Source organism: Brevundimonas sp., assembly GCF_035626535.1.
Classification (GTDB): Bacteria; Pseudomonadota; Alphaproteobacteria; order Caulobacterales; family Caulobacteraceae; genus Brevundimonas.
The window spans coordinates 10,721-34,479 of the sequence record NZ_DASPNO010000015.1 but is presented as its reverse complement, the minus strand read 5'-3'; the positions used below and the strand labels follow the sequence as shown (position 1 = coordinate 34,479).

Here is a 23,759-nt window from a genome sequence, read left to right as displayed (position 1 = left end):
ATGAAGCGGATCACGGCGGTCCTGGCATGGGGGCTGTTGGCGGCGCCGGCGCTCGCCGGGGGCGGGCAGGAGACGCCGTATGTTCCGGCGAGCCCGCCGGCGCCCGGAGCCGCGGTCTGTCCCGGCGGCCTGTGTCAGCCGGAAGCCCTGACGAGCCTGTTCGAGGCGCTGGCCGCAACCGAGGCGGGGACGCGGGAGGAGCCGGTCCGCATCCTGCAGATCGGCGACAGCCATACGGCGGGCGATCGCATCACCGGCAAGCTGAGGGCGGACCTGCAGCAGCGGTTCGGGGCAGGCGGGCGGGGCGGTCTGCCGGCGGGCGCGCCGCACGACGGCTACGCGCCCTATCAGGTGCAGCTGGAGACCCGCGGCTGGGCCGTGGAGCGGGCTCCGCTGCGCCCGGTCGCAGCGGGAGAGACAGGCCGGTTCGGGCCGGGCTCGGTCCGGGCGCTGGCCGCCCCGGGGGCGGAGCTGACGCTGCGGCTCGACCCCGGAGCGGAGGCCGGCCGGGTCGGAGTGTGCGGCTGGCCGCGGGGGCCGGGGGACGGACTTTCGATCGATGTCGGCGACGGCGAGCCGTGGCCCGTCGATCTGAACGGATCGGATGACGACGGGCCGGCCTGCTTCCGGATGGACCTTGACCGACCCGCGCCGGTGGTGACGCTGCGCGGCCGCGGGCGGGGCGTGGTCCTCGATTCGGTCTGGACGGAGCGGCTGGGACCGGGGGTGGTGGTGTCCAGTTTCGGGATGACCGGGGCGACGCTGGCGGACTTCGCCAGCCGCGACGAGCTGATGATGGACATGGCCATCGGCTTCCTGGCGCCGTCTCTGGTTGTGCTCGCCTACGGCACCAATGAAGGGTTCGATCCGGCCCTCGACCCGGCGGCCTATGAGCGGCTCCTGCGGGCCGAGGTCGAGCGGATGAGGCGGTTTGCGCCTTGGGAGGCTTCGATCCTGATCCTCGGCGCGCCCGACGCGCTGAAGAACGGGGTGGTCGACGGCTGCAGCGCCGACGGGCTGAGGGCCCCGCCGCCCACCCTTGCGATGGTCCGGGACGTGCAACGCCGGGTCGCCGCAGACATGGGTGTGGCGTTCTGGGACTGGCATGGGCGGATGGGCGGCGACTGTTCGGCGGACCGGCTGGCGTTGATGGCCGAGCCCTACATGCGCGGCGACCGGGTGCATTTCACCGGCGCCGGAGCCGACTGGATCGGCGGCGTGCTGGCCGACGACCTGCTGGCCGCCTACGAGGCGTGGAAGGCGGGGCGGGTCGAGAGCCGGGGGAGCGCCGGGTAGATGCTGTTCCCCACGCTGGCGTTCGGCGTCTTCTTCCTGATCGTCTATTTCACCGCCTGGTCGCTGGATCGCGAGAACGGACGGCGCAAGCTGTTCCTGCTGCTGGCCAGCTGGTTCTTCTATGCGCAGTGGGACTGGCGTTTCGTCGGCCTGCTGATCGCCTCGGCGATCCTTAACTGGGGCGTGGCGGCGCTGATCGCGCGCGACCGCGAGCGCCGGGCGGGGGCCAAGGGCGGCGGCTGGCTGGTCGGGCTCGGGGTCGCGGTCAACCTGCTGATCCTCGGCTTCTTCAAATACTACGGCTTCTTCGTCGAACAGGCGGGCGAGCTGCTGATGCGGTTCGGCTGGGAGCGGGACCTGCCGCTGCTGCAGATCGTGCTGCCGGTGGGGATCTCCTTCTTCACCTTTCAGGGCATCAGCTACGTCGTCGACGTGCATCGCGGGAAGACTCCGCCGGCGAAAAGCCTGCTCGACGTCATGCTGCTGATGAGCTTCTTCCCGCATCTGGTGGCGGGGCCGATCGTGCGCGCCTCCGACCTGCTGCCGCAGTTCGACCGGACGCCGCGGCTGACGCGGGTGATGGCCACGCACGGCCTGCTGCTGATCGTCTGGGGCCTGTTCAAGAAGACGGTGATCGCCTCCGAGCTGTCGACCAACCTGGTCGACCCGGTGTTCTTCGACCCGACGGCGTTCGGGGCGGTGGATATCGCGGCGGCGGTCTATGGCTATGCGGTCCAGATCTATTGCGACTTCTCGGCCTATTCGGACATGGCCATCGGGCTGGCGGCGCTGCTGGGCTATTCCTTCCCGCGCAATTTCGACCAGCCGTACCGGGCCAGTTCGATGCAGAGCTTCTGGCGGCGCTGGCACATCAGCCTGTCCAGCTGGCTGAGGGACTATCTGTATGTGCCGCTGGGGGGCGGACGGAAGGGGCTGTTCGCCAGCTGCATCAACGTCTTCATCACCATGGTGCTGGGCGGGCTGTGGCACGGGGCGGCGCTGACCTTCCTGGCGTGGGGCGCGCTGCATGGGGGCGTCCAGGTGATCGAGCGGTTGGGCCGGGCGGCGCTGGGGGACCGCAAGGTGGTTCCGACCGTGGTGGGCGTGCTGGTTACCTTCCATATCGTCTGCCTGGGCTGGATCCTGTTCCGGGCCGAGAGTTTCGAACTGGCCATGCAGATGCTGCAGGGTCTGGGACGGACCGGGCCGGTGGTCATGCTGACGCCGCTGCTGCTGACGCTGATCGTCGGCGGACTGGCCATGCATTGGCTGCCGCCGCGGGCGGTCGAGGGCATGGCGGAACGGCTGAAGACGGCCCCGTCGCTGACGCTGGGTCTGCTGATCGGCGCGGCCATTCTGCTGGTCGAGGCGGTGCGGCCCGAGGGCGTGGCGCCCTTCATCTATTTCCAGTTCTAGGGCGTTGGAGGGAGCATGACGAACTACCGCGACGATCCGCCGATCCCGCTGGAGCCGTTTCCGACGCTGCGGCCCGAGTCGCCGTTCCCGCCGCTGGCGGAGAGCGTCGCCGCGCCGGCCGAACCCGATCCCCCCAGCGACTGGATCGAGACGGCGGACGCCCACGATCTACCCACGCGGGAGAACGCTCTCGTGGCTCTGGGCCGGTTCGCCTTTCCGCCGGCGCCGCCGCTGGACGACGAGGGCGTGGCGGCGCGCGACCGGCGCTGGACCAGCCGGGCGGTGATGACGGCGGCGGCCTTCCTGCTGGTGTTCAACGCCGTGTCGCCGCTGAACTGGGCGCGGCAGCAGCCGCCGGGCTGGGTTCCGGAGACGGTGCGGCAGCTGTCGGAAGTGTGGGTCGCCCGGCTGGCGGTGTTCGCCGTCGACCAGCCGCGGCAGGGGCTGCGCGAGACCTGGGACGCGGCGCGGCGGGCGCGGTTCATCGGCCAGCAGCCGGCGGACGGCTCGACACCGGCGCGGGTTTCGTGAAACCTTGCGGTTGAGGCGGGCGCTCGCGTCGGCTGTGTGAAGCGGGGGCTTTGTCGATGAGGATGAACCGGCGGGTGGCGCTGGCCGGGGGGGCGGCGGTCGCGCTTGCGGCGGTCGGGGCGCGGGCGCAGCCTGGAGTGCGCATCCGCAAGGGCGCCGGCGGGCTGACCGCGACCAGCGATGACGTGGTCGCGCTCGGCGAGGCGGTGCGGATCATGAAGCGCCGCAACGACGGCCTGTCGTGGGCGCGGCAGAGCCAGATCCATCACCGGGATTCGCAGCACAACAACGGGCTGTTCCTGCCCTGGCACCGGCAGCAGCTGGTCCACATGGAGCGGATCGTGGCGAAGCTGACCGGTCACGACGGTTTCGCCATGCCCTACTGGGACTGGCAGGAGCACCGCTTCCTGCCGGACTGGATCAGCGGCCGGGAGTCGCCGCTGTACGAGCGCAACCGGGCGCGGGGCGTGGAGACGCTGGACTTCGCGGCGGCCCGCTGGGCAGAGTCGCCCTATACGGCGAAGCTGGCGTCGGACGACTTCGCGACCTTCTGCGGCAAGCTGCCGGAAGGGGCGGGGATGGTCGAGGGCTATGGCCACAACCACATCCACCAGCTGGTGGGCGGGCTGATGCGGCATCCGCGGACCTCGGCCGCCGACCCGCTGTTCTGGCTGCACCACGCCAACGTCGACCGGGTGTGGGCCACCTGGCACCGGAACCGGGGGCGGGACCTGTATCCGGCGGACTGGACGGCGCGGACGGTGACCGGCTTCGTCGATGTCGCGGGACAGCCGACGGGCGAGCTGCCGGTGGGCGGGACGCTGGAGACCCGGGCGCTGGGGTATGACTACGACCGGCTGTACCCGTTCCCGGTGTTCAGCGTGCTGGAGCAGGGGCCGCCGGGGGCGACGGGGCGGGTGCCCGTCGGCGGGCGAAGCTGGACCGTGCGGGCCGAGGGCGCGGGCGGGGGGCGGATGGGCCTGACCCTGCCGGATGAGGCCGTGGCGCGAATGCGCGAGGCCGACGACACCTTGATGATCAGCGGCGAGGGAGCGGTGGCGTATGAGCGGGAGGCGGCGCTGGAGGACCGGTCGCTGGAGATCCGCATGACCGCCGACGGACGGGAGCGGTCGCTGGGGTCGTCGCCGACCTTCGTGCATCTGCCCGAACCGGGGGCGGGGCATGCCGGGCATCGCGGGCCCTATGTGCTGCCGTTCCGCTTCGGCGAGGAGGTGCTGAACCTGCTGGCCTCGGGCGACGGGCCGGCGGCGGTGACGGTCTTCGCGGAGGACCTGGCGCCGGAGCTGGCGCGGCCCGCCGCGCGGGTGGCGTGGATGGAACTGACGCTGACGCTGACGGAGACGCGCTGGGCATGAGGGTCGGGGCATGAAACGGTTGAAGGTCGTTCTGCTGCTGGTGCTGGCGACGCTGGTCGCCGCCCCGATGGCGGGCTGCGCGCTGTTCCAGCAGGATCAGGAGCCGGCCTATATCCCGCCGCCGCCACCGCCGCCCCCGCCGCCGCCGCCGCCACCGCCGCCCCCGCCGCCCCCGATCGTCATGGCGCCCCCGCCGGCGGAGGCCGACATGTGGCCGGACGGGGTCGTGCCGATGTGCTTCCAGGCGCCGACGGACGACGACGGCTGGGCGCGGGACAAGGTCATGGAGGCGGCGGCGACCTGGGAGGCGGTGGCGAAGGTGGATTTCGACATCCGCGCCGACTGCGCCGACAGTCCGACCTCGGGGCCGCACCGGCGCATCCCGATCCGCATCGCCCACGATCCGGAGCTGTTCGCCTCGGCCAGCCATCTGGGGGTCAATCTGGTGCGGGGCGGGACCATCACGCTGAACGCGGAATACCTGGTCACCAACCGCATCTGCGGGCGGCGGGGCAGCGTGGGGCGCGAGGGCTGCTTCTACGCCGACGCCCTGCATGAGCTGGGGCATGTGCTGGGCTTTTCGCATGACCACGTCAGCCCGCGCGCGCCGGACTGCGTGGCCCGGATGAGCACGCCCGAGCCGGAGGTCGCCGACGAGACCTATTACGACGCGGCCTCGATCATGAACTACTGCAACCCCGAGCGCTGGAAGGGGCAGCTGAGCCCGGCCGACGTCTGCTCGATCCGGGCAGCCTACGGCGACCGGGAAGGGCGGCGGCCGAGCCGGGCCAGCTGCTACGCGATGACGGGAGCGGCGATGCAGCGGCCTTGACCGGCGGCGACGGGCGACCCTAGCGTGCCCCGCCCGCCGGACGGACCGGCGGCTGTGGGGTCTCAACATGCGTCATCGTCTTCTCGCCCGGGCCCTGCCCGCCTTCGTGCTGATCGCCGCCTTCAGCGGGCCCGTGGTGGCCCAGGACGGGCTGAGCTACCAGCAGCCGCCGGCGCCGATCGCGGACATTCTGGACACCAGGCCGACGCCGACGCCGAGCCTGAGCCCGGACCGGACCACGCTGGCGCTCTACGACCGGGCCAACCTGCCGCCGATCGCGGAGCTTGCCGAGCCGATGCTGCGGCTGGCGGGCTACCGGATCAATCCGCGCAACAACGGACCGGCGAACAGCCGGGTCAGCTGGCTGACGGGGCTGAGCTTCCAGCCCGTGGCGGGCGGACCCGCGCGCACGGTGCGGCTGCCGGAGGGCGCGCGCTTCACCTCGCCGGGCTGGTCGCCGGACGGCCGCTCGGTGGCCTTCCTGATGGACGCACCGACAGGGCTGGAACTGTGGGTCGCCGACGTGGCCACGGGGCAGGCCAACCGCCTGACCGACGCCCGGGTCAATGCGGCGGCGGGCGGGGCCTTCGACTGGACCCCGGACGGCGCCGCCCTGGTGGTTCGGATGGTGCCGGAGGGGCGAGGCCCCGCGCCGGACGTCACCCGGCCGCCGGCGGGGCCGATCGTCGAGGAGAGCATGGGGCGCACGGCCCCGGCCCGGACCTATCAGGACCTGCTTTCGAACAGCGGCGACGAAGCCTTGTTCGAGCACTATTTCACCTCGCAGCTGACGCTGGTTCCGCTGCAGGGCCGGGCGCGGACGATCGGCGAGCCGGCGATCCACCTCGGCGCGGGCGTGTCGCCGGACGGGCGCTACGTGCTGCGCACCCGGGTCAAGAAGCCCTACAGCTATGTGGTGCCGGCGGCGCTGTTCCCCGCCCAGGTTTCGGTCATCGACATGCAGGGCCGCGAGGTGCACCGCGTCGCCGACCTGCCGCTGCGCGACAACATCCCGACGCCGTTCGACGCCACCGCTCCGGGACCGCGGTCGGTCAACTGGCGCGCCGACGCACCGGCGACGCTGGTCTGGGCCGAGGCCCAGGACGGCGGCGATCCGCGCAACCCCGCCGAGGTGCGCGACCGGGTGTTCATGCTGGCCGCCCCGTTCACCGCCGAGCCGACACCGTTGGTCGACCTGAAGGAACGCTACGCCGGGGTGACTTGGGGCGACGCCGACACCGCGCTGGTCAACAGCCGCTGGTTCAACAACCGCCACGAGACGCGCTACGTGGTCGATCCGTCGAACCCGGGAACCGGGCGGGTGCTGCTCGAGCGCAACTATCAGGACCGCTACAACGATCCGGGCTCGCCGGTGACCGAACCGAACGAGGCGGGCTTCCCGGTGGCGCGGTTCACCTCCGACGGGCGGGTGCTGATGACCGGTCCCGGCGCGACTCGCGAGGGCGAGTATCCGTTCCTCGCGGCGATGGACCTGACCACCGGTCAGGCCGAACGGCTGTGGACCTCGGCGACCGGCGACTACGAGAGCATCGTCGGCATCCTCGACGACGACGCCCGGCGGCTGGTGACGCGGCGCGAGACCCGCAACGATCCGCCCAACCTCTACGTCCGCAATCTCGATGCGCAGGCGCCGGACGCCCTGACCACCTTCCCGGATCCGGCGCCGCAGCTGGCCGGCGCGACCCGGCAGCTGATCACCTACACCCGCGCCGACGGTGTGCAGCTGTCGGGCACCCTGTATCTGCCGGCGGGCTACGACAAGGACCGCGACGGGCCGCTGCCGCTGGTGATGTGGGCCTATCCGGCCGAGTTCACCGACGCCGCCGTGGCCGGGCAGGTGGTCGACAACGCCAACCGCTTCGTGCGCCCGGGCGGCTCAAGCCATCTGTTCCTGCTGACCCAGGGCTATGCGGTGCTGGACGATCCCTCGATGCCGATCGTCGGCGCGAACGGGGCCGAGCCGAACGACACCTATATCGAGCAGCTGCGCGCCTCGGCCGAGGCGGCGGTGAACGCGGTGGTCGAGATGGGCGTGGCCGATCGCGACCGCATCGCCGTCGGCGGGCACAGCTACGGCGCCTTCATGACCGCCAACCTGCTGGCCCACACCGACCTGTTCCGCACCGGCATCGCCCGCTCCGGCGCCTATAACCGGACCCTGACGCCGTTCGGCTTCCAGGCCGAGCAGCGCACCTACTGGGAGGCGACCGACACCTATACGGAGATGTCGCCCTTCACCTACGCCAACCGGGTCAACGAACCGATCCTGCTGATCCACGGCGAGGCCGACGACAACTCGGGCACCTTCCCCGTGCAGTCGGAGCGGTTCTATGCGGCGCTGAAGGGCCATGGCGCGACGGTGCGTTATGTAGTGCTCCCGCTGGAAGCGCACGGCTACCGGGCGCGGGAGTCGGTGGGCCACACCCTGTGGGAGATGACCCGCTGGCTGGACACCTATGTGAAGAACGCGCAGGCGCGGTAGGAGATGACTGGCTTGTCGGACGTTTCCACGACCCGCACCCGAGGAACGAGGGCCCTGTTGTCCATCCTGTGTGCGGCGTTTGTTGCGGGGTTTGCCTCTACGCCCCAGGAAGCCACGAAAGTCAGCGTTACGACGGCTGAGGTCGCCGCGTATGTTCGCGCCAACTGGGCACAATACGCGCCGCGAGTCGCGAGCGAACTAGGCACGGAGCAACTTCCTGAACTCGTCTCTCTCACTGTGACGGAGTGTGAGGTCTACCAGACTGCCGAGTGCGTCCTCGTTGCAAGGGTCAGCTTCGGAGACGAGTTCGTTGGACATACCTTCCGGAGCGCCTTTGCTCGAAACGCGGACGGCACGGTGACGGGGGCGATCAAGCTGAGTCACGACCGGACGCTTTGGCCGGCGGGTCTACGCCGCCGATTGTCATCCCGGACGCCGCGAAGCGGCGATCCGGGACGAGCGGGGCAGTCTTCTCACCTCCCGGAAATCGCCTGCGATTGTCCGGGAGACTGGTGACCGCCGCAGCGTGCCTGACCGGTCTCCCGGATAACTGCTGGCGCAGCTTCCGGGAGGACGGTGTTTGGAGTGGGCGCGTCCCGGATCGCCGCTTTGCGGCGTCCGGGATGACAAGGGGTCCGGGACCTGGAAGCAGAAAGGGCCCGGCGTCGCCGCCGGGCCCTTCGTCACGCAGGAGAGGCGCGGTCAGCGCTTCTTCGCGTCCGCGGCGTTGCCCGTGCCGCCGTCGGAGACGTCGCCGACGATGGGGTTTTCGGCCGGGGTGTGGTGCTCCCCCGAGGCCTCGCTTCGCGGTCGGCTCTGGCGCCAGGTGTCGAACTCCGCCGAGAATTTCTGACGCCGTTCGTTGCGCCAGTCGCTGTAATCCTTGTCGAAGGCCGAGAGCTGCTGCTGCCGCCAGTGCAGGTAGTCGGGCTCGAAGTCGTGGTGCTCATGGGTCTGGCCGCCCATGCCCCGGCCGGAGCCTTCCCAGATCTGGGCGCCCGGGGCGTAGCCGTGGGTAGCGTGACCCTGGCTCATGCCGCTCTGACCGCCGTAACTCTGGCCGCCATAGCTCTGGCTGCCGTAGTTCTGGCCGCCATACATCGGGCCGGCGTAGCCCTGGCCCATCTGCGAGCCGTAGCCGCCGTACTGGCCACCGGACTGGCTATGGCCGCGCAGGTCGAACGACTGGGCGCCCATGCCGCCGTAGCCCATCGAGCCCTGTCCCATCGATCCATGGCCCATCGAACTCTGGCCCTGACCGTAGTCCGACGAACCATAGCCCTGTCCGTGTTGCGGTCCCCCATACGCTTGGGAACCCGACTGATAGCCGGACGGGCCATAGGGGCCGCTGGAGCCGCGGTCGCCGCTGTACGGCGTCGACATGCCCTGCCCGTACTGGCTCTGCTGGTGCTGGCCATGGCCCCAGCCAGCGTCGCCGGAAGGCTGGCGATACTGATCATGCCCCTGACCGCGGAAGGCCTCGGCGGTGCGGCCGCCGTCGCCGCCGCCCCAGGTGCGGTATTCCTCGGGCCGATTCCGGCCGCCCCCGTCGCCTTCGCGCGACAGGCGGTCGTCGTGGTCGGGACGCCCCTGATGATCGTCATGACGGAAGGGATTCTGCATGGTCCTGCACTCCGTTGATTGGGGGTGCAAAACCGGACCTGATCGAGGATGTTCCGGCGAACGGCCGCGCTCACGAAGGTGTCAGCGCCGGCAGTGGCGGTGCAACATTCCTGTTGCGCGCGCGTAGGTTATCTGGCCACGCTTGTGGCTCATTGCAGCGGGAGCGGCATGGCCTTCGACGAAATGTCAGGAGACGCGGCCGCCTATGGGGCGGACGTCCGGGAGAGCTATCGGGGACTGGCGCGCTGGCTCGCGGAGGCGCCGGACGGTCTGCTGCAGGCGCGCTCGCGTCAGGCCGAACTGTTCTTCCGCCGCATGGGCATCACCTTCGCCGTCTATGGCGACGCGGAATCGAGCGAGCGGCTGATCCCGTTCGACGTGGTGCCGCGCATCATCGGCGCGTCCGAGTGGGCCGGGCTGGAGGCGGGACTGGCCCAGCGGGTCAACGCCATCAACCTGTTCCTCGCCGATGTCTATGGGCCGCAGGAGTGCTTGAAGGCGGGGGTGCTGCCGGCCGAGCTGGTGCTGACCAATCCTCACTACGTGCCGGAGATGCAGGGCCGCCGTCCGCCGCGCGGCGTGTGGGTGCAGATCGCCGGCGTCGATCTGGTGCGCACGGCCGACGACGAATTCTACGTGCTGGAAGACAATTGCCGCACGCCGTCCGGGGTCTCCTACATGCTGGAGAACCGCGAGATGATGATGCGGCTGTTCCCGGACCTGTTCGCCGACTATCCGGTGCGGCCGGTCGAGACCTATGCGGACATGCTGCTGGCCTCGTTGCGGGCCTGCGCCCCGGAGGCGGCGGGGAGCGACCCGGTCATCGTGGTGCTGACGCCCGGGCCGTTCAACTCGGCCTATTACGAACACAGCTTCCTGGCCGACAAGCTGGGCGTCGATCTGGTCGAGGGCCGCGATCTGTTCGTCGACGACGGCAAGGTGTTCATGCGCACGACGCAGGGCCGCCAGCAGGTCGATGTGGTCTATCGCCGGATCGACGACGACTTCCTCGATCCGCTGACCTTCCGGCCGGACTCGGCGCTGGGCGTGCCGGGACTGATCACCGCCTATCAGGAGGGGACGGTGACGCTGGCCAACGCCGTCGGCACCGGCGTGGCCGACGACAAGGCCGTCTACACCTACATGCCGGAGATCATCCGCTTCTTCACCGGTGAGGAGCCGATCCTGAAGAACGTGCCGACGTGGCGGTGTCGCGAGCCGGAGGGGCTGAAATATGCGCTCGCGCATCTCGACGAGCTGGTGGTCAAGGAGGTCGGGGGCTCGGGCGGCTACGGCATGCTGGTCGGGCCGGCGGCCTCGAAGACGGAGATCGAGGCCTTCCGCAAGCGGTTGATCAACGATCCGGACGACTTCATCGCCCAGCCGACGCTGGCGCTTTCGACGGCGCCGACGCTGGACAAGGCCGGCGAGCTGGCGCCGCGGCACGTCGACCTGCGGCCGTTCGTGCTGTCCAGCCCGGAGGGGGTGAAGGTGGCGCCGGGCGGACTGACGCGGGTGGCGCTGAAGCCGGGCTCGCTGGTGGTCAACTCCAGCCAGGGCGGCGGGACCAAGGACACCTGGGTGCTGGACGTCTGATGCTGAGCCGCACCGCAGACAGCCTGTACTGGACCGGCCGCTATATCGAGCGGGCGGACTTTCTGGCGCGCATCCTTGAGGCGACCATCCGGCTGGCGGCCATCCCGACGCGCGGCGACGGCGACGGCGGAACGGTGTGGGCCAGCGCCCTGGCCTGCGCCAGCGCGCCCAAGGCGCTGGGGCGATCGCCGACCGAGAAGTCGGTGCGGGAATACCTAGCCTTTTCGCCGGAAAATCCGTCGTCGATCGCCGCCTGCATCACCCGGGCCCGCACCAACGCGCGGTCGGTGCGCACCGCCCTGACGATCGAGCTGTGGGAGGCGATCAACGGGGCCTGGAACGGGCTGGAGGAGCAAGGGCAGCCGACCCGGCGCGACGACTTCACGCGCTTTCTCGAGTGGGTGAAGGCCATGACGCTGGCCGTCGAGGGGGCGACCTCGCGGACCATGCTGCGCAACGACGGCTACTATTTCCTGCGGCTGGGCGCGGCCATCGAACGGGCCGACAACACCGCGCGGCTGCTGGACGTCAAATACCACCTGCTGCTGCCGGAAGGGGAGCGGGTCGGCGGGCAGCTGGACTATTTCCAGTGGACCACCCTGCTGAGGGAGGTGTCAGCGCTGACGGCCTACCGCTGGGTCTATCGCGACTCGGTCAAGCCGTGGCTGGTGGCCGACCTGCTGGTGCTGAACCGGCAGATGCCGCGTTCGCTGGCCAGCTGCCAGGCTTCGATCGTCCGCTATCTGGAGCGGCTGGCCAACGACTACGGACGGCGCGGGCCCGCCCAGCGGCTGGCGGCGGACCGGATGCGCCAGTTCGACAACTCGCGCATCGAGGCGATCTTCCAGTCCGGCCTGCACGAATACATCCAGGCCTTCCTCGCCGAGAACGGGCGGCTGGGGCAGGCCATCCACGACCAGTATCTGAGCTAGGGCGGCCGTGCGCATCCAGATCGATCACGCCACGACCTACGCCTACGACCGGGCCGCGCGGTTCATCATCCAGAGCCTGCGCCTGACGCCGCGCTCGAGCGAGGCGCAGCAGGTGCGCCACTGGGCGGTGGAGACCGACGTCGACGCCCGCCTTCGCCGCTCGGAGGACGCCTTCGGCAATGTCGTGCACACCCTCTACACCGAGCAGCCGACGCAGAGCCTGACGGTGCGCGTGTCCGGCGAGGTGATCACCAGCGACACCGGCGGCGTCGTGCCGCCGGATCAGGAGACGCTGTCGCCGCTGGTGTTCCTGCGCGACACGCCGCTGACGAAGCGGGACAAGCTGATCTCGGTGTTCGCCTCGGAGTTCTCGGCCCATCCGCCGCTGGACCGGATGCACCGGCTGATGGCGGCCATACACGGCTCGGTGGCCTTCGAGGTGGGGGTGACGACGCCGACGCACACCGCCGCGGAGGTGCTCGCGCTGGGGCGCGGCGTCTGTCAGGACCACGCCCATGTGTTCATCGCCTGCGCCCGCCAGACGGGCGTGCCGGCGCGCTACGTCTCGGGGCATCTGTTCCGCGACGACACCGAGCAGCAGGAGGCGTCGCACGCCTGGGCCGAGGCGTGGATCGAGGATCTCGGCTGGGTCGGCTTCGATCCGGCCAACGGCGTCTGCCCGACTGATCGCTACGTGCGGGTGGCGGCGGGGCTGGACTATCTGGGCGCGGCGCCGGTGCGGGGGGCCAGCTACGGCGGCGGCGGCGAGCGGCTGGCGGTGCGGCTGAGCGTGCGTGATGCCGACATGCAACAGAGCCAGCAACAGGCGTAGTTGCGGGATCGACAGGCGGGGGAATCTGTTACCGTCCCCACATGACGGACGCAGGCCGGACCCGGTTCATTCCATGACCTATTGCGTGGGCATGCTGGTCGAGGAGGGGTTGGCGATGATCGCCGACACCCGGACCAACGCGGGCGTCGACAACATCTCGTCGTATCGCAAGCTGCACGTCATCGACCGGCCGGGCGACCGGGTGCTGGGCATCTGCACCGCCGGCAACCTGTCGGTGACGCAGACGGCGATGGCGATGATCCGCGAGGGCGTGCATCTGAAGGTCGGCGAGCCGTCGGAGACGCTGGAGACGGCGCCGAGCCTGTACCGCTGCGCCCAGCTGCTGGGCCACGCGCTGCGCAGCGTGCGGCAGTCGATCGCGCCGGCGCTGGAGGCGGACAGCCTGAACACCTCGGCCTCGATGCTGCTGGGCGGCCAGATCGCCGGCGGCGAGATGGGTCTGTTCCTGATCTACAGCCAGGGCAATTTCATCGAGTGCGGGCGCGACACGCCCTATCTGCAGATCGGCGAGCTGAAATACGGCAAGCCGATCCTCGAGAGTGGGCTGGCGTACGACACGCCGCTGGCCGAGGCGGTCAAGCTGGGCCTTATCTCGTTCTCGACCACGATGCGCTCGAACGTGGCGGTGGGCGCGCCGTTCGACCTGCTGACCCTGCGGCGCGGCTTCCTGAGCGGGGACGTGCGCCGGATCGAACAGGACGATGCCTATTTCAGCGACCTGCACGACCAGTGGACCCGCGCCCAGGCGGCGGCCCGGCGCTCGATGCCGGAGCCGCCGTGGATGAAGGGCGGCCCCCGGCTGGCGGCCAGCCGGGGCTGAGGCTCAGAGCAGCCAGCCGTCGTCGCGATGGGTCGGGCCGTCGATGACCGCGCCGGCGGCGTCCAGTGTCGGCATCACGCCTCCGGTCATGGCCAGACGCGCTTCAAGCCCGAGGAAGAGTCGGGCGGCGGGGTCTTCGACCCCGGGCAGCACGAGGGCGTCGTCGCTGAATTTGTCCGCCTCGGCGCCGGGCAGGACCAGCGGCTGGTCGTCCGGGAAGAGAGGGAGGACGAAGGGATCGTCCCCGGCGGTATCGGCGGGAGGGAGCTCGAACTGCCGGGCGAGATCGATGACGCTGCCGTCCGAGAACCGGAGGATCTCCACGCCGGACAGCCGGTCGGAGCCGTCGAGACCCTTGACGATGAAGTCCTCGCCCGAGCGGAGCACGACGTAGTTCGCCCTGGTTCCCTGCAGCACGAGGGTGTCCCAGCCGGTCCCGCCGAGGATCGTATCGTCACCCGCGCCGCCGTTCAGGGTGTCGTCGCCGGAGCCGCCGACCAGCTTGTCCCGACCGGCGCCGCCGGACAGCGAATCGCCTCCGTCGCCGCCCTCGAGCTCATCCCCGCCGCCGCCGCCTGACAGCAAGTCGTCGCCGGCGTTGCCGAACAGAAAGTCGCTGTAGAGGCCTCCGGTCAGGGTGTCGCCGGCCGATCCGCCATAGACGTGGAGCTCCTCGACGCCAGTCACCGAGCCGCGGGCGACTCCGCCCACGGTGATCTGGTTGATGGCGGCGGCGTTGGTGTTGTCGAAGACGACGGACTGGGTGGAGGCGGCGTACATCAGGTGTGCGATGTCGAAGCCGGCGCCGCCGTCCACCGTATCCGAGCCGCCGTCCCGGCTGTGGTCGAACACGGGGGTGAAGTAGTAGGGCGGATAGGCGTTGTCGGTGATCACCCGTCCGGTGATGAGGATGTCCAGCCCGTCGCCGCCGTTCAGAAAATCATCGCCGCCGCCACCGGTCAGGGTATCGTTCCCCGCCCCTCCGTTCAGGATGTCATTTCCGTTGGCGCGGTCATCCGGCAGATAGTAGTCGCCGAACAGCACGTCGTGACCGTCGCCGCCGTTCAGGGTGTCCCGACCGCCGCGCCCGACGAGGGTGTCGGACCCGCCCAGCCCGTTGATGGTGTCGTCCTCGTCGATCCCTTGCAGGGTGTCGCCGAAAGCCGTCCCGCCGGTGACGGCCGGAAAGGGCCGATAGCCGCCGAAATTGTGAGAGGTCAGCGATGTGGCGGGAACCTCCAGCCACACCAGTGACGAATACCCGCTGGCCCCGCCGTCGGCGCTGAACTCCAGTTGAACGATGTCGGCGTTCACGCTGGTGATGCGAAGGTGGCCGGTTTCGAAGGGGTTGGAGCCGGCAGGAAAATTGGTCAGGCCCGCCGAGGTCAGGAAGGTCGAAAGGTCGATCACATCGCCAGCGGAACCCGCGGTGAACTCGTAGAGCAATATCCCCGGACTGGACGACGACGGCGGCGACCCCGTCAGGACGATCCGGTCAGCGCCGGCGCCAAGGAAGACGCTCGAGCGTCCCCGGGCGTCGAGCGTGATGACATCATCCCCGTCGCCGGCGTGGATGACGGTCGAGACGCCTCCGACGACCGTGATGGCGTCGGCGCCCGAGCCGCCGTTCATCAGGATTTCAAGCGAACCGAGGTTCAGGCCATCGACCGAGAGGACATCGTTTCCGTCGCCGCCGTTCATCGTGATTCGGCCGCCATCGAGATGGAAGGCGTTGAGCGTGACGATATCGTCGCCGATCCCCCCGTCTGCGGAGACTGTCACAAATGCGAAGCTGTCGGGATGGGCGCCCCGGTTGATGGTGATGACGTCGGCGCCTCCGCCGCCCGCGAGCAGGTCGTTGCCGCCGGCGCCTTCGTAAATCTGGTTGGCGTTGTCGTCGCCGGTCAGGACGTCGTCGAAAGCCGAGCCTTCAATGTTTTCGATCGAGATCAGAGTATCCAGACCTTCGCCGGTGTTCTGCGCCACGCCCTGCTGGCCGAGATTGACCGTCACGCCTCCGGTCGCCGCCCAGTACGACACCATGTCGACGCCGGCTCCGCCGTTCAGGGTGTCGTTCCCGAGGCCGCCGATGAGCAGGTCGTCGCCGTCGCCACCCTGAAGGACGTCGGCGCCCGCGCCGCCGTCCAGCCGGTCGGCGTCGCCCAGTCCGGAGAGGGTGTCGTTTCCGCCGAGGCCCTCGATGACGTCGCTCTCGCCCGAGCCGACCAGAACGTTGTCGCCGGCGTCTCCGGTGATGACTGCCATGGTCGCCCCCAACTCACGCTCGCGGGCCGACGCGACCCTAGGAGACGACGCGTGAACACTACGGCCATTCCTCCGGCGTCACGCTATGGGTCTCTACCTGTGGTGGCAAGAGGCGTGCTCAGACCCTTCGGCTCGCCGGCCGCCGTAGGACTGTTGCGGATGCACGCAGCCGGGATACGGTGACGCATGACCCAGCCCCGCCTGCACCGCCGTCACGCCTTGGCCCTGATGGGTGGTTCCGTTCTCGCCGGGGGGGCCAGTTGGCCCGCCGCCGCCCGCTCCGAGGACTGGGCCGCGCTGGGCGCCGACGTGAAGGCCGAATTCAAATGGGCGTGGGACCACTATGTCGCCCGGGCCTGGGGCAGGGACGAGATCAATCCGGTGTCGGGGACGGCGAAGTCGTTCTTCATCGAGGGGCATGACCTCGGCCTGTCGCTGGTCGAGGCGCTGGACACGCTGTGGCTGATGGAGCTGGACGAGGAGTTCCAGCAGGGCGTGGAGTGGGTGAAGTCCAGCCTCGACTTCGACATCGACGGCTATTCGCAGGTGTTCGAGACCAATATCCGGCTGGTCGGCGGCCTGCTGTCGGCGCATCTCGCGTGCGGCGATCCGGTGCTGCTGGGCAAGGCGAAGGATCTGGCGGACCGGCTCATGAAGGCCTTCGACGCCTCGCCGCATGGCCTGCCGTACCGCTATGTGAATCTGAGGACCGGGGCGGTCCGCGATCCGGAGACCAACCTCGCCGAGATCGGCACCTATGCGACCGAGTTCGGGGTGCTGGGCCAGCTGACCGGCGACGACCGCTATTATGCGGCGGCGAAGCGGGCGATGAAGCATGCGCTGGACCGGCGCTCGGATATCGGCCTGATGGCGGCGAACATCCATGCGGGGACGGGCGAATTCATCAGCCGCAACGCCTCGATCGACGTCTATGCGGACAGTTTCTACGAATACCTCTGGGACAGCTGGGAGCTGTTCGGCGACGCCGAGATGAAGGGCTGGGCCGAGGAATGCCTGGCGGCGATGATTGCCCATCAGGGGAAGCGCTACGACGGGCGGCTGTGGTTCCCGATGGTCGATTACGAGACCGGGGCGGTGACCGGGGCGTCGCAGACGGTGCTGGGCGGCTATCTGGCCGGCTTGCTCGGGCAGGCGGGGTTCAAGGGCGAGGGCGACGACTTCCTGGCCAGCTACACGGCGATGCAGGAGCAGTACGTCATCATCCCGGAGTCGATCAACGTGACGACGGCGACGCCGCGCGGCAAGCGCACGGGGCTGCGCCCGGAGTTCGCCGACGCCTGTCTGAACCTGTGGCGGGATGACCGGGACGAGCGATACCGGGCGCTGACGGCGGTCCACTACCGCAACATGAAGGAGACCTCGAAGGCGGCCTACGGCTACACCTCGCTGGCCGACATCACCACGCGGCCGATGACCCAGGGCGACAACTGCCCGGGCTACTGGTGGTCGGAGCAGATGAAATACTACTTCCTGATGTTCGCGGAGCCGAAGCGGATCGACCTGAACCGGCTGGTGCTGAGCACGGAGGCGAATGTGCTGAGAGGGTTTGTGGCCGGATAGATCAGGAGGGCGGAATGGACGTCAGGGCTCCCAGGGCGCAGCAGCGCAAAGTGGCGGTGCGGATGGGGCTGGCCCTCGCGACGACCGGCGCCGGCCTCGCCGCCGTTGCTTGTTTCGGAGCCGGAGACGTTCCAGCGGACCTAGGCGGACGCCTAGTGGCAGCCTCGATCGCAGGACTTGTGCCGGCGTTCTGGCTGGCGGCCACGATTGGCGACGTGGCGCGGCGGAGATTCCTTTCGCCCGACGCCATCGGTGGCGGCGACACGCCGGCGCTGGAGGCGGCGCAGGCGATCTTGAGGAACACGCTGGAGCAGGCAGCGCTGGCATGGCCGATCTGGCTGGCGGTCGCGATGCTGCTGGACAGGCCCGCCGGGCCGCTGATCGCGCTGGCCGGGCTGTTCTCGCTGGGCCGGCTGCTGTTCTGGACGGGCTGGCGCAAAGGGGCGGTGGCGCGGGCCTTCGGCTTCGGCCTGACCTTCTATCCAACGGTTGCGGCGCTGGTGCTGGCCTCACTGTCAGCCGCCGGCGCGCCGTGGTGAACGGCCGGTCCTACTGCGAGTATCCGGTCATCGAATACGGCCGCGCCTTCGGGCCCGCGCCCCAGGCCGTGTTCGGCTCCGCCCCCATGACGAAGCGCAGCTCGCCGCCGGCCATGATCTCGTCGTGGCCGATCCAGGTGCGGTCGAGGGGGCGTCCGTTCAGGGTGACCGACTGGATGTAGGGGTGGTCGTCGGACAGGCCCTCCGTCGCGATGGTGAAGCGGCGGCCGTTGGCGAGGTTCAGCACCGTGCGGTCCGTGAAGGGGCGGCCGATGACGTACTGGCCCGAGCCGGGGGTCACCGGATAGAAGCCCATGGCCGTGAACATCAGCCAGGCCGACATCTGGCCGACGTCGTCGTTGCCGCTGAGGCCGTCCGGGGCGGCGCGGTACTGGCTGTCCATGATCTGCTTCAGCCGGGCCTGCGTCCGCCACGCGGCGCCGGCGTAGACATAGGCGTAGGCCGAGTGGTGGCTGGGCTCGTTGCCGTGGATGTACTGGCCGATCAGGCCGGCGATGTCCTCGGCGTGGGAGTAGTCGAGGCCGGTGTTATCGAAGTCGAACATGGCGTCCAGCTTCGCCACCGTGGCCTCGTCGCCGCCCATGGCGGAGACCAGCGCCGCCATGTCCTGGGGCACGAACCACGAATACTGCCAAGCGTTGCCCTCGGTGTAGTCCGATCCGTAGTTGATGGCGGTCGGGTCGAAGGGCTCGCGGAAGGAACCGTCGGCGAGCCGGGCGCGGACGAAGCCGGTCCCGGGGTCGAAGCTGTTGCGCCAGAAGCCGGCGCGGCGGTCGAATTCCGCGGCGACGTCGGTCTTGCCGAGCCGCTCGGCCATGCGAGCGATGGTCCAGTCGTCATAGGCGTATTCGACCGTCTTGGACGCGGCCTCTGGCTCCCGGTCGATGGGCACGTAGCCGAGGTCCATATAGTCGCCCAGACCGCCGTAAGGGCGGTAGGTGGCGCTGGCGATCATTGCGTTCAGTGCGGCCTCGCCGTCGACACCGGGCAGGCCCTTCAGATACGCGTCGGCGATGACCGGCACGGCGTGATAGCCGATCATGGTCCAGGTTTCCTGACCATGGAACGACCACACCGGCAGGATGCCGTACGGGCTGACCTGCTGCGCCGCGATGAGCGAGTTGATCATGTCGGCGTTGCGGAAGCCGGGCTGGACCAGGGTCAGCAGCGGGTGCTCGGCGCGGAAGGTGTCCCACAGGCTGAAGGTCGAATGGACGGTGAAGTCGGCCTGGTGGACGCCATTGTCCGGCCCCCGCCAGCGGCCGTCGGCGTCGCTGTGCACCGAGGGGGCGATCAGCGCGTGGTAGAGGGCGGTGTAGAGGCTGGCGCGCATCTCCGGCGCGGCGTCGATCTCGACCACGTTCAGGGCCTCCTCCCACTGGGCGCGGGTGTTGGCGCGGACGCTGTCGAAGTCGAAGGCTCCGCCCTCGCTCTCCAGGTTGGCGAGGGCCCCGGCCTCGTCGACCGAGGAGACGCCCACCTGCACCAGCAGGGGCCCGTCGATCTCGCCGAAGTCGAAGGCGGCCTCGAGCTGGCGGCCCTCGACCTGCTGGCGGTCGGAGGGCGAGCGACCGGGCTGGCGGAAGCCGCGGTAGGGGACGTTCTCCTCGCGGTCGCGCAGCTGGTATCCCGTGACGGGCCGGGAGAAGCGCAGGGCGAAATGGAACTGGCGGCCGGGCGCCCAGCCGCGGGTTTCGCGGAAGCCGGTCACCGTGCCGTCGGGATGCACGCGGATGCGCGACCACAGCACCTTGCCCGGGTAGTCGTAGATGGACGGGCGGAAGTCGATCAGAACCCGGGCCGGCGCGCCTTCGGGGAAGGTGTAGCGGTGCAGGCCGACGCGGACGCCGGTGGTCAGTTCGGCGCGCACGCCGGAGTCGGTCAGGTTCACGGCGTAATAGCCCGGCTCGGCGACCTCGGAGGCCTTGTCGTAGCGCGAGCGGTAGCCCGAGCCGGGCTGGTCGGCGGCGCCGGCGTCCCACCGCAGCTCGCCGGACTGGGGCGTGACCAGCAGGTCGCCGAGGTCCGAATGGCCGGTGCCGGAGAAGTGGGTGTGCGAGAAGCCGAGGATGGTCGGATCGTCGTAGCGGTAGCCCGAGGCCCAGTCGTAGCCCTCGCGCAGCAGCTTGTAGTCGGTGTCCGGGCTGAGCTGGACCATGCCGAAGGGGGCCACGGCGCCGGGGAAGGTGTGGCCCTTTCCGGCGGTGCCGATGAAGGGATCGACGGCGTCGTAGGGGGAGGGGACGTCCTGCGCCGCCGCTGCGCCCGGAAGCCCGATCGCCAGAACCGCCGCCATGATCGCCATCCGCCGCATGCCGCCCTCCGCCGTGAGACGGTCGAGCCTAGGCAGGATGGCGATGTGAGGGAAGGACGATGGTGGGTGATGTAGGGTTCGAACCTACGACCCGCTGATTAAGAGTCAGCTGCTCTACCAACTGAGCTAATCACCCGGACCATACGTCGCTCGCCGCGGCGGTCGGAGACCGGCCCCGGCGGGAGGGGGCGGACATAAAGATTGTTGATCGCGGGCGCAAGGGATTTCAGGCGCATTCCGGTTTGCCGCGGAACCACGTAGGCTCCCCTCCGGAATCGGCCGCCGGGGCGGCGAGGGGGAGAGGTTCATGGCCTTCTGGAATCGACGGCGCTCGATCGACGCGCTTGTGGCGCCGCACAGCGGACCGGCCCTGAAGAAGACGCTGAGCTGGCCGCATCTGGTGGCGCTCGGGGTCGGAGCCATCGTCGGCACCGGCATCCTGACCCTGATCGGGGTCGGCGCCGGACTGGCCGGGCCGGCGGTGATGATCAGCTTCGCCCTGGCCGGGCTGGTCTGCGCCTGCGCCGCCCTGGCCTATGCCGAACTGGCGACGATGATGCCGGCGGCGGGCAGCGCCTACACCTATTCCTACGCCGTGCTGGGCGAGCTGATCGCGTGGATCGTCGGCTGGAGCCTGATCCTCGAATATTCGCTGGTGGTGTCGGCGGTGGCGGTGGGCTGGTCGGGCTATGCGACCGGGTTCCTCGCCGGTATGGGCGTCGAGCTGCCGGCCATGCTGGCGGCCGGACCGCACGTCGAGGGCGGGCTGATCAACCTGCCGGCGGTGTTCATCATCGCGGTGGTGACGGGCCTGCTGCTGCTTGGCACGCGGGAGAGCGCCACGCTCAACGCCATCCTCGTGGTCATCAAGGTGGCCGCCCTGGTCGCCTTCGTGGCCATCGCCCTGCCGACCTTCAACAGCGCCAATTTCACGCCCTTCATGCCCAACGGCTTCGGCGCGCCGAGCCTGCCGTTCATGGAGCAGATCACCGGCCAGCCCGTGGTCCAGACCGGGGTGATGGCGGCAGCGGCGATCATCTTCTTCGCCTTCTACGGCTTCGACGCCATCTCGACGGCGGCCGAGGAGACCAAGAAGCCCGAGCGCGATCTCGCCATCGGCATCGTCGGCTCGATGGTGGTGTGCACCGCTCTGTATCTGGTCGTGGCGGCCGCCGCGATCGGGGCTCGGCCGGTGGCCAGCTTCGCGGAGAGCCCGGAACCTCTGGCGCTGATCCTGCGCGAGCTGGGGCAGGGGACGGCGGCGCAGTGGATCGCGGTCTCGGCCGTGGTCGCCCTGCCGACCGTGCTGCTGGCCTTCCTGTTCGGCCAGAGCCGCATCTTCCTCGGCATGGCCCGCGACGGGCTGCTGCCGCGGAGACTGGCCCGGGTGTCGGTGCGCGGCGTGCCGGCGGTGGTGACGATCTTCACGGCCATCGTGGTCGGTGCGCTGGCCGGGGTCATGCGGCTGGACGAGCTGGCCTCGCTTGCCAACGCCGGGACCTTGGCGGCCTTCGGCGCGGTCGGGGTCTGCCTGATCGTGCTGCGGTTGCGCGAACCGAACCGCAAGCGGCTGTTCAAGGCCCCGCTCTGGCCGCTGGTCGGGGCGATCACCATCATCGGCTGCATCGTCTTCTTCTTCAGCCTGCGCGGCTCGACCCAGCAATGGTTCCTGATCTGGAACGGCGTCGGCCTGGTGGTCTATTTCGCCTGGTCGGCGTGGAACTCGCGGCTGGCCAAGGGCGAGGAGGCCGAGGGCTGATGGCCCGCCGGGATCTCTCGGGCGCGGTCGATTTCGCCGTGCTGGAGCGGATGACCGGCGGGGACGACGCGGTCAGCGAGGAGGTGCTGGGCCTGTTCGCCCAGCAGGCGGCCCTGTGGTCACCCATGCTGGACGTCCGCGAGGACGGCTGGCGCGACGGGGTGCACACGATCCGGGGCGCGGCGGCGGGGATCGGCGCGGGTCCGCTGGCGGAGGCGTGCGCGGCGGCAGAGGCGGCGGACAAGGCCGAGGCGCCGCCGCTGCTGGATCGGGTGCGGGACGCGCTGGACGCGGCGCTGGCCGACGTCGCGGCCTTCCGGCACGAGTTGCTGCTGAGGGGACTGCGGGGCTAGCTCCGCGTGCGATCCCAGGTGTCGAACTCGTGGGCGATGCAGCGGTCGATGAGGGTGCGCCAGACCGGCTCGGCGATGGCCGGCGACAGGCCGGCGGGACCGGCCGCGGCGAGCACCTTGCGCACCACGTCCTCGATGCGGGCTTCATCGTGGACGACGGAGCGGTCCGGCTTGATGCGGGCGGCGGCGTCCATGTAGCGCTGGCGCTCGGCGAGCAGGACGACGAGGGCGCGGTCCAGCGCGTCGACGCCGTGGCGGACCTCGGCCATGGTCAGGCAGGCTTCCGGCGCGACCCTCGCGTCGACGGCGACCACGGTCGGGGGGTCTTTCAGGTCAGCCGACAAAGGCGCGCTCCAGCACATAGTCGCCGGGCTCGGCGTTCGAACCCTCTTTCAGGCCGTAGGATTCCAGCAGTTCGCCGGCTTCCTTGATCATGGCCATCGAGCCGCACAGCATGACCCGGTCGGTGTTGGGCGAGAAGCCGGCGGGCAGGCCGAGGTCGGCGAACAGGTCGCCCGAGCGGATGCGGTCGGTGATCCGACCCGGCGTCTCGAAGCGCTCGCGCGTCACCGTCGGATAGTAGGTCAGCTGGGCCTTCGCCTCGTCGCCGATCAGCGGGTCCTCGCGGATGCCGGAGGTGAAGAAGTCGCGGTAGCTCAGATCCGCGACGTTGCGCACCGTGTGGCAGACGATGACCTGGCCGAAACGGCTGTAGGTGTCGGGATCGCGTGCGACGCTGAGCCAGGGCGCCAAGCCCGTGCCGGTGCCGATCAGCCAGAGGCGGTCGCCGCCGGTCAGGGCGTCGAGCACCAGGGTGCCGGTCGGTTTCTTGCCCATCAGCACGGTGTCGCCGGGCTGGATCTTCTGCAGGCGGGAAGTGAGGGGGCCGTCGGCGACCTTGATCGACAGGAACTCCAGCGCCTCGTCCCAACTGGGGCTGGCGATGGAGTAGGCGCGCAGGATCGGCTTGCCGCCGTCGTCGCCGGGGAGGCCGAGCATGACGAACTCGCCGGAGCGGAAGCGGAAATCCTCCGGGCGGCGGATGCGGAAGCTGAACAGCTGGTCGGTCCAGTGATGCACCCACAGCACTTCCAGCTCGTGGAAGGGCGAGGCTTTCGCGGGCGGGGCGGAGACGGCGACGTCGGTCAT

19 protein-coding genes and 1 tRNA gene are annotated in these 23,759 nt (G+C 69.8%); 14 read left to right on the top strand and 6 right to left on the bottom strand.

From position 1 onward, the window contains the following. From VEC04_RS01555 to VEC04_RS01530, 6 genes are all read left to right on the top strand, one after another. The gene (locus VEC04_RS01555; RefSeq protein WP_324773148.1) at positions 1–1,296 is read left to right on the top strand and encodes a GDSL-type esterase/lipase family protein; all 1,296 of its coding nucleotides are present in this window, start codon (positions 1–3) and stop codon (positions 1,294–1,296) included. Continuing rightward, entirely contained in the window at positions 1,297–2,712 is a 1,416-nt protein-coding gene (locus VEC04_RS01550) for an MBOAT family O-acyltransferase (RefSeq protein ID WP_324773145.1), read from the top strand. It begins immediately after the preceding gene. A gap of 15 nt (positions 2,713–2,727) precedes the next feature. Next, complete coding sequence (locus VEC04_RS01545) at positions 2,728–3,243, top strand: hypothetical protein (protein ID WP_324773143.1); 516 nt, start codon at positions 2,728–2,730, stop codon at positions 3,241–3,243. A 56-nt stretch (positions 3,244–3,299) separates the two neighbouring features. Further along, complete coding sequence (locus tag VEC04_RS01540) at positions 3,300–4,619, top strand: tyrosinase family protein (RefSeq protein ID WP_324773141.1); 1,320 nt, start codon at positions 3,300–3,302, stop codon at positions 4,617–4,619. 10 nt (positions 4,620–4,629) lie between these two features. After that, positions 4,630–5,451, top strand: a complete 822-nt coding sequence (locus VEC04_RS01535) for a hypothetical protein (protein WP_324773139.1) — start codon at positions 4,630–4,632, stop codon at positions 5,449–5,451. Positions 5,452–5,518: 67 nt separating this feature from the next. Further along, complete coding sequence (locus VEC04_RS01530; protein ID WP_324773137.1) at positions 5,519–7,954, top strand: S9 family peptidase; 2,436 nt, start codon at positions 5,519–5,521, stop codon at positions 7,952–7,954. Between the two features lie 702 nt (positions 7,955–8,656). Here the strand turns inward: VEC04_RS01530 and VEC04_RS01525 are convergent. Next, positions 8,657–9,577, bottom strand: a complete 921-nt coding sequence (locus VEC04_RS01525; protein ID WP_324773135.1) for a hypothetical protein — start codon at positions 9,575–9,577, stop codon at positions 8,657–8,659. Positions 9,578–9,745: 168 nt separating this feature from the next. On the opposite strand from VEC04_RS01525, the gene VEC04_RS01520 reads away from it, so the two are divergent. The 4 genes from VEC04_RS01520 (at position 9,746) to VEC04_RS01505 (ending at position 13,778) form a co-directional block, all read left to right on the top strand. Continuing rightward, a complete protein-coding gene (locus tag VEC04_RS01520) occupies positions 9,746–11,173 on the top strand; it encodes a circularly permuted type 2 ATP-grasp protein (protein WP_324773133.1) in 1,428 nt (475 codons plus the stop codon). Further along, a complete protein-coding gene (locus VEC04_RS01515) occupies positions 11,173–12,105 on the top strand; it encodes an alpha-E domain-containing protein (RefSeq protein WP_324773131.1) in 933 nt (310 codons plus the stop codon). Before VEC04_RS01520 ends, VEC04_RS01515 begins: the two co-directional genes overlap by 1 nt. A gap of 7 nt (positions 12,106–12,112) precedes the next feature. After that, positions 12,113–12,937: a transglutaminase family protein gene (locus tag VEC04_RS01510; protein WP_324773129.1), complete on the top strand. Its 825-nt coding sequence runs from the start codon at positions 12,113–12,115 to the stop codon at positions 12,935–12,937. Positions 12,938–13,010: 73 nt separating this feature from the next. Next, positions 13,011–13,778: a peptidase gene (locus tag VEC04_RS01505; RefSeq protein WP_324773127.1), complete on the top strand. Its 768-nt coding sequence runs from the start codon at positions 13,011–13,013 to the stop codon at positions 13,776–13,778. A 3-nt stretch (positions 13,779–13,781) separates the two neighbouring features. On the opposite strand, the gene VEC04_RS01500 is transcribed toward VEC04_RS01505, so the two are convergent. Further along, positions 13,782–16,043 (bottom strand): hypothetical protein, encoded by a 2,262-nt coding sequence (locus VEC04_RS01500; RefSeq protein ID WP_324773125.1) that lies wholly within the window; start codon positions 16,041–16,043, stop codon positions 13,782–13,784. 186 nt (positions 16,044–16,229) lie between these two features. Between VEC04_RS01500 and VEC04_RS01495 the strand changes: the two genes are divergently transcribed. Together VEC04_RS01495 and VEC04_RS01490 are read left to right on the top strand one after the other, a co-directional pair. Then, positions 16,230–17,624 (top strand): glycoside hydrolase family 47 protein, encoded by a 1,395-nt coding sequence (locus VEC04_RS01495; protein ID WP_324773123.1) that lies wholly within the window; start codon positions 16,230–16,232, stop codon positions 17,622–17,624. A gap of 14 nt (positions 17,625–17,638) precedes the next feature. After that, positions 17,639–18,163 (top strand): hypothetical protein, encoded by a 525-nt coding sequence (locus tag VEC04_RS01490; protein ID WP_324773121.1) that lies wholly within the window; start codon positions 17,639–17,641, stop codon positions 18,161–18,163. A gap of 10 nt (positions 18,164–18,173) precedes the next feature. Here VEC04_RS01490 and VEC04_RS01485 read toward each other — a convergent pair whose 3' ends face one another. Beyond that, complete coding sequence (locus VEC04_RS01485) at positions 18,174–20,498, bottom strand: GH92 family glycosyl hydrolase (protein ID WP_324773119.1); 2,325 nt, start codon at positions 20,496–20,498, stop codon at positions 18,174–18,176. A gap of 60 nt (positions 20,499–20,558) precedes the next feature. Then, positions 20,559–20,634: transfer RNA gene (locus tag VEC04_RS01480), tRNA-Lys, on the bottom strand. Positions 20,635–20,805: 171 nt separating this feature from the next. Between VEC04_RS01480 and VEC04_RS01475 the strand changes: the two genes are divergently transcribed. Continuing rightward, positions 20,806–22,257, top strand: a complete 1,452-nt coding sequence (locus VEC04_RS01475) for an amino acid permease (RefSeq protein ID WP_324773117.1) — start codon at positions 20,806–20,808, stop codon at positions 22,255–22,257. Then, positions 22,257–22,610: an Hpt domain-containing protein gene (locus tag VEC04_RS01470; protein ID WP_324773115.1), complete on the top strand. Its 354-nt coding sequence runs from the start codon at positions 22,257–22,259 to the stop codon at positions 22,608–22,610. The genes VEC04_RS01475 and VEC04_RS01470 overlap by 1 nt, the downstream gene beginning before the upstream one ends. Here VEC04_RS01470 and VEC04_RS01465 read toward each other — a convergent pair. Both VEC04_RS01465 and VEC04_RS01460 read right to left on the bottom strand, forming a co-directional pair. Continuing rightward, positions 22,607–22,972 (bottom strand): chorismate mutase, encoded by a 366-nt coding sequence (locus tag VEC04_RS01465; RefSeq protein ID WP_324773113.1) that lies wholly within the window; start codon positions 22,970–22,972, stop codon positions 22,607–22,609. The genes VEC04_RS01470 and VEC04_RS01465 overlap by 4 nt on opposite strands. Next, complete coding sequence (locus VEC04_RS01460; RefSeq protein WP_324773111.1) at positions 22,944–23,759, bottom strand: ferredoxin--NADP reductase; 816 nt, start codon at positions 23,757–23,759, stop codon at positions 22,944–22,946. The genes VEC04_RS01465 and VEC04_RS01460 overlap by 29 nt, the downstream gene beginning before the upstream one ends.

Bases quoted from the DNA above. Each gene is read 5' to 3' on its own strand.
- VEC04_RS01505 (WP_324773127.1), top strand. From the start codon at position 13,011: ATGACCTATTGCGTGGGCATGCTGGTCGAGGAGGGGTTGGCGATGATC.
- VEC04_RS01490 (WP_324773121.1), top strand. From the start codon at position 17,639: ATGGACGTCAGGGCTCCCAGGGCGCAGCAGCGCAAAGTGGCGGTGCGG.
- VEC04_RS01465 (WP_324773113.1), bottom strand. From the start codon at position 22,972: ATGTGCTGGAGCGCGCCTTTGTCGGCTGACCTGAAAGACCCCCCGACC.
- VEC04_RS01470 (WP_324773115.1), top strand. From the start codon at position 22,257: ATGGCCCGCCGGGATCTCTCGGGCGCGGTCGATTTCGCCGTGCTGGAG.
- VEC04_RS01485 (WP_324773119.1), bottom strand. From the start codon at position 20,498: ATGCGGCGGATGGCGATCATGGCGGCGGTTCTGGCGATCGGGCTTCCG.
- VEC04_RS01515 (WP_324773131.1), top strand. From the start codon at position 11,173: ATGCTGAGCCGCACCGCAGACAGCCTGTACTGGACCGGCCGCTATATC.
- VEC04_RS01540 (WP_324773141.1), top strand. From the start codon at position 3,300: ATGAGGATGAACCGGCGGGTGGCGCTGGCCGGGGGGGCGGCGGTCGCG.
- VEC04_RS01525 (WP_324773135.1), bottom strand. From the start codon at position 9,577: ATGCAGAATCCCTTCCGTCATGACGATCATCAGGGGCGTCCCGACCAC.
- VEC04_RS01555 (WP_324773148.1), top strand. From the start codon at position 1: ATGAAGCGGATCACGGCGGTCCTGGCATGGGGGCTGTTGGCGGCGCCG.
- VEC04_RS01495 (WP_324773123.1), top strand. From the start codon at position 16,230: ATGACCCAGCCCCGCCTGCACCGCCGTCACGCCTTGGCCCTGATGGGT.
- VEC04_RS01535 (WP_324773139.1), top strand. From the start codon at position 4,630: ATGAAACGGTTGAAGGTCGTTCTGCTGCTGGTGCTGGCGACGCTGGTC.
- VEC04_RS01500 (WP_324773125.1), bottom strand. From the start codon at position 16,043: ATGGCAGTCATCACCGGAGACGCCGGCGACAACGTTCTGGTCGGCTCG.
- VEC04_RS01545 (WP_324773143.1), top strand. From the start codon at position 2,728: ATGACGAACTACCGCGACGATCCGCCGATCCCGCTGGAGCCGTTTCCG.
- VEC04_RS01475 (WP_324773117.1), top strand. From the start codon at position 20,806: ATGGCCTTCTGGAATCGACGGCGCTCGATCGACGCGCTTGTGGCGCCG.
- VEC04_RS01520 (WP_324773133.1), top strand. From the start codon at position 9,746: ATGGCCTTCGACGAAATGTCAGGAGACGCGGCCGCCTATGGGGCGGAC.
- VEC04_RS01530 (WP_324773137.1), top strand. From the start codon at position 5,519: ATGCGTCATCGTCTTCTCGCCCGGGCCCTGCCCGCCTTCGTGCTGATC.
- VEC04_RS01550 (WP_324773145.1), top strand. From the start codon at position 1,297: ATGCTGTTCCCCACGCTGGCGTTCGGCGTCTTCTTCCTGATCGTCTAT.
- VEC04_RS01460 (WP_324773111.1), bottom strand. From the start codon at position 23,759: ATGACCGACGTCGCCGTCTCCGCCCCGCCCGCGAAAGCCTCGCCCTTC.